2 rRNA genes are annotated in these 3,631 nt (G+C 63.8%); both read right to left on the bottom strand.

Going from position 1 to position 3,631, the window contains the following annotated elements:
* Positions 1–20: 20 nt before the first annotated feature.
* A 5S ribosomal RNA gene (gene rrf, locus ACTQW0_RS08430) occupies positions 21–136 on the bottom strand.
* A 151-nt stretch (positions 137–287) separates the two neighbouring features.
* Positions 288–3,261: ribosomal RNA gene (locus ACTQW0_RS08425) — 23S ribosomal RNA — on the bottom strand.
* Positions 3,262–3,631 lie beyond the last annotated feature (370 nt).

The raw sequence follows: 3,631 nt of genomic DNA, 5'->3' as shown, positions 1-3,631 counted from the left end.
ACGGCTCGGTGCCGTCCACCGGTCAGCGGCGCCCTGGCCTCCCACGGGCTGGCCCCGCAGTACTCTCGGCGCGATGGGGCTTAGCTTCCGGGTTCGGAACGGGACCGGGCGTGCCCCCCATGCTCTGGCCGCTGACCGGTGGGCGGCGCCCACCGTATCTTCGGTGCCCGGTGTCTCATCCACGTGCCCTGGGGGCCGCATGGCGCATAGGAGAGATCCGACTCGGGGGCATCCTCGTGCCCGGACCGCGCCTGTGAGCGCTGGGTCCCGCGGGCCGCGAGGTGCGGTTCCGGAAGAGCTCGGGCGATTAGTGCGGCTCGGCTGAGGCTGTCGCCAGCCTTGCACCTGCCGTCTATCGACCAGGTAGTCTACCTGGGCCCTTACCGGAAGGAGAACTAATCCCTGGAACGGCTTCCCGCTTAGATGCCTTCAGCGGTTATCCGCGCCGCACGCGGCTACCCGGCCGTGCCGTTGGTCGACAACCGGTTCACCGGAGGTGCGTCCACCCCGGTCCTCTCGTACTGGGGGCAGCCTCCATCGATTCTCCTGCGCCCACGGAGGATAGGGACCGAACTGTCTCACGACGTTCTGAACCCAGCTCGCGTACCGCTTTAAACGGCGAACAGCCGTACCCTTGGGACCTGCTCCAGCCCCAGGATGCGATGAGCCGACATCGAGGTGCCAAACCTTGCCGTCGATGTGGACTCTTGGGCAAGATCAGCCTGTTATCCCCGGAGTACCTTTTATCCGTTGAGCGACGGCCCACCCACTCGGGGCCGCCGGATCACTAGAGCCTGCTTTCGCACCTGCTCGGCTTGTGGGCCTCGCAGTCAAGCCCGCTTGTACTCTTGCATTCAAAAGGACGGTTGCCGACCGTCCCGAGCGGACCTTCGCGCGCCTCCGTTACCCTTTAGGAGGCGACCGCCCCAGTCAAACTGCCCGCCTGGCACGGTCCCCGAGCCGGTTGACGGCCTCGGGTTAGGACGCCGGTCGCGCGAGGGCAGTATTCCAAGGGCGGCTCCCCGGGGGCTGGCGCCTCCGGATCTTAGCCTCCTGCCTATCCTCTACACGCGGGACCAGCGGCCAATGCCAAGCTGCAGTGAAGGTTCACGGGGTCTTTCCGTCCTTCCGCGGGTAAGTCGCATCTTCACGACCAGTGCAATTTCACCGGGTCCATGGTCGAGACAGCGCCCAAGTCGTTGCGCCTTTCGTGCAGGTCGGAACTTACCCGACAAGGAATTTCGCTACCTTAGGACCGTTATAGTTACGGCCGCCGTTTACCGGGGCTTGGCTTCGGGGCTTCGCCGAGACGGCTAACTCCTCCGCGTGACCTTCCGGCACCGGGCAGGCGTCAGACCCTATACGTCGCCTTGCGGCTTCTGCAGAGTCCTGTGTTTTTGGTAAACAGTCGCTTGGGCCTCTCCACTGCGGCCCGCCTCCGCTCCCGGAGCAAGTCCGTTCACGTACGCGCGGGCACCCCTTCTCCCGAAGTTACGGGGCCATTGTGCCGAGTTCCTTGACCATGGTTGACCCGATCGCCTCGGTATGTTCTACCCACCCACCTGTGTCGGTTTGCGGTACGGGCGCGCACGCGCCTGCCTAGGGGTTTTTCTAGGGACCTCGGGCTCACTCGCTTCGCTTAAGTGCTTCGTCCGGAGCCTCGCCCTCGATGCGGACCGGATTTCCCTGGTCCGCGGGCCGCGCTCCATCACGGGGACGTCCAGAACCCCGCCGAGCCACCCCCATCCGTCGCCCCGTCGGTCGTAGCGCCGCGTGCGCGGTGCAGGAATGTCTGCCTGCTGCGCGTCGGCTACGCCTCCCGGCCTCGCCTTAGCCCCCGACTGACCCTGGGAGGATTAGCCTTGCCCAGGAAACCTCGGGTTCACGGCGGACGAGTTACTCTCTCGTCTCTCGCTACTCATGCCAGCATTCTCACTCCCATGCGCTCCACCGTCGGTCGCCCTCCGGCTTCTCCGCCCATGGGAAGCTCCCCTACCGATTCTATAGATAAAATCCCGCCGCTTCGGTGTCCAGCTTAGCCCCGTGTATTGTCGGCGCATGTCCACTCGACCAGTGAGCTGTTACGCACTCTTTGAATGCATGGCTGCTTCTAAGCCAACATCCTGGTTGTCTGGGCGGACGCACATCCTTTGCCACTCGGCTGGAACTTGGGGACCTTAGCGGGCGGTCCGGGCTGTTTCCCTCTCGAGCACACAGCTTAGCCCACATGCTCTGACTGCCGCGCTCTGGGCCGCCGGCATTCGGAGTTCGGTTGGATTCGGTAGGCGGCGAAGCCCCCTCGTCCATCCGGTGCTCTACCTCCGGCGGTGAACGCGCGACGCTAGCCCTAAAGCTATTTCGGGGAGAACGAGATATCTCCGGGTTTGATTGGCCTTTCACCCCTATCCGCAGGTCATCGCCGCCGTTTTCAACCGACGTGCGTTCGGCCCTCCACGGGGTCTTACCCCCGCTTCAGCCTGCCCACGGATAGCTCACCCGGCTTCGCGTCCGCGGCGCGGGACTCAAGTCGCCCTGTTAAGGCTCGCTTTCGCTCCGGCTCCCTTTCGGTTAACCTCGCCCCGCGCCAGCGACTCGCTGGCTCATTCTACAAAAGGCACGCCGTCACACCCAATGGGTGCTCCGACTGCTCGTGGGCGCACGGTTTCAGGTACTGTTTCACTCCCCTCCCGGGGTGCTTTTCACCTTTCCCTCACGGTACTGGTGCGCTATCGGTCACAGGGTAGTACTCAGGCTTGGATGGTGGTCCACCCAGGTTCGGACCGGGTTTCACGTGCCCGGCCCTACTCAGGGACCGCGTCGCGCCGTCCGGTCTGGGTTCGCGTACGGGGCTGTCACCCGCTGCGGCCGGCCCTCCCATGCCGTTCCGCTCCCCAGCCGGACCTGCGCCCGGGGGCGGCAGCCCCCGGATGCGCGGCCCTGCAACCCCGCCGGCGGAACCCCTGCCGGGTACGCCCGCTCGACGGTTTGGCCATCGGTCCCCTTTCGCTCGCCGCTACTCGGGGAGTCTCGAGATTGATTTCCTCTCCTCCGGGTACTTAGATGTTTCAGTTCCCCGGGTTGTCCTCCCCCCGCCTATGCGTTCAGCGGGGGGATATCCGTACCTCTACGGATGGGTTCGCCCATTCGGAGACCCCCGGGTCGAAGGATGTGTGCTCCTCGCCGGGGATTATCGCAGCTTGCCGCGTCCTTCATCGGCTCCCTGTGCCAAGGCATCCGCCGTGCGCCCGTGGTATCTTGCGGGACCGCTCCGGGCCCGCGGGATATCCACGTGTCGCTAATTAAGTTAATTAATCGATATCATGAATAGCGCTCTCATGTCGCAATTCGGGTATCTCATACCGCGGCACAGCGTGTTCCACTGTGCTCGCGATCAGATGCTCCTCACTCGTATATGAGTGAATTCCTCTTGTTTGGATCGGATGAATGATTGCTATCATTCTTGATTTAATCGCAGAAAAGAATCGAGTCTGGAAGATGAATCTCTTCCATCTCTCTCCTATCGCTATGCGGCTCTCAAGGTACGCGGGTGCGACCCCGGGGACCGGGTGCTGCGGGGACGTATCCGGGCCAGACATCCACCGGACGGGCTCCTGCCCTCCATTCGAGTTAA

It is taken from the genome of Collinsella sp. LCP19S3_B7 (assembly GCF_052121795.1).
Classification (GTDB): Bacteria; Actinomycetota; Coriobacteriia; order Coriobacteriales; family Coriobacteriaceae; genus Collinsella.
Note: the sequence above shows the minus strand (reverse complement) of the source record. Positions and strands in the feature narration are given on the sequence as shown.